The organism is Paraburkholderia ginsengiterrae (genome assembly GCF_001645125.1).
In the GTDB taxonomy this organism is placed as follows: Bacteria; Pseudomonadota; Gammaproteobacteria; order Burkholderiales; family Burkholderiaceae; genus Paraburkholderia; species Paraburkholderia ginsengiterrae.
Map to the genome: position 1 here is coordinate 1 of NZ_LXKA01000007.1, position 1,665 is coordinate 1,665.

General features: G+C 64.0%; 1 protein-coding gene and 1 pseudogene. Both read left to right on the top strand.

The window, feature by feature from the left end:
* Positions 1 to 1,537 (top strand): nitrite reductase large subunit NirB (nirB, locus tag A6V37_RS00060; protein ID WP_208607840.1); only part of this gene is annotated, 1,537 nt, incomplete at its 5' end.
* Between the two features lie 32 nt (positions 1,538 to 1,569).
* Positions 1,570 to 1,665: pseudogene (locus tag A6V37_RS41955) on the top strand (nitrite reductase small subunit NirD); the annotation flags it as partial.

Here is a 1,665-nt window from a genome sequence, read left to right on the forward strand (position 1 = left end):
GCCCGGCAGCCGCACGTACCAGTTCAGCGACGAACGCAAACAGGTCTACAAGAAGCTGGTGGTGTCGGAATGCGGCAAGCAACTGCTCGGCGCCGTCATGGTGGGCGACGCGGCCGAGTACGGCACGCTGCTGCAGATGATGCTGAACGGCATCGAGCTGCCCGAGGCGCCGGAATTCCTGATCCTGCCGCAAAGCGACGGCAAGGCCAAACCCGGCCTTGGGGTCGACGCGTTGCCCGAATCCGCGCAAATCTGCTCGTGCAACAACGTCTCGAAGGGTGAACTGTGCGCCGCGGTGGGCGCAGGCGCGACCGACATCGGCGCGCTCAAGTGCGCGACGAGCGCCGGCACTTCGTGCGGCGGCTGCGTGCCGCTCGTCACGCAGGTGATGAAGGCCGAGATGAAGAAGCAGGGCCTCGCGGTCAACAACCACCTGTGCGAGCACTTCCCGTATTCGCGCCAGGAGCTGTATCACATCGTCCGCGTCGAAGGCGTGCGCAGCTTCGGTGAATTGCTGGCGATGCACGGTCATGGGCTCGGCTGTGACATCTGCAAGCCCGCGGTCGCGGGAATTCTCGCGTCGTGCTGGAACGAGTTCGTGCTGAAGAAAGAGCACGCCTCGCTGCAGGACACGAACGACTACTACCTCGCCAACATCCAGCGCGACGGCACGTATTCGGTTGTGCCGCGCATGCCGGGCGGCGAGGTGACGCCGGAAGGCCTGATCGCGGTCGGCCAGGTCGCGAAGAAATATGGCCTCTACACGAAGATCACCGGCGGCCAGCGTGTCGATCTGTTCGGCGCGCGTGTCGATCAACTGCCGCTGATCTGGGAAGAGCTGATCGCCGCCGGTTTCGAATCGGGCCATGCGTACGGCAAGTCGCTGCGCACCGTGAAGTCGTGCGTCGGCTCGACGTGGTGCCGCTACGGCGTCGGCGATTCGGTGGGACTCGCGGTCGCCATGGAAAACCGCTACAAGGGGCTGCGTTCGCCGCATAAGCTCAAATTCGGGGTCTCGGGCTGCACTCGCGAATGTGCGGAAGCGCAGGGCAAGGACGTCGGCATCATCGCCACGGACAAAGGCTGGAATCTGTATGTGTGCGGCAACGGCGGCATGAAGCCGCGCCACGCCGAACTGCTCGCGTCGGATCTGGACCGCGAGACGCTGGTGCGCTACATCGACCGGTTCCTGATGTTCTACGTGCGCACCGCTGACCGCCTGCAACGCACCAGCGTGTGGCGCGACAACCTCGAAGGCGGACTTGAATACCTGATCGACGTGATCGTGCACGACAAGCTCGGAGTCGCCGAGGAGCTGGAGGCGGAAATGCAGCACGTGATCGCCACCTACGAGTGCGAGTGGAAGAAGGCCGTGACCGACCCTGAGACTCGCAAGCGCTTCCGTCATTTCGTCAACAGCGACAAGCTCGACGAGCACGTGACCTTCGTCGAGGAGCGCGGCCAGATCCGCCCGGCGACGTCGGCCGAACGGCAAGCGAAGCAATTCCCGATTCCCGTGGTCGCCGAGACCGCCTGACCAATCACCATACCTGCCCTGAGGAGTTCAGCATGAACAACGACCGACTTCCGCAATCCTGGATGCCCGTGTGCGCGCTCGACGACATCGTGCCGAATACCGGCGTGTGTGCGCTGGTCAATGGCGAG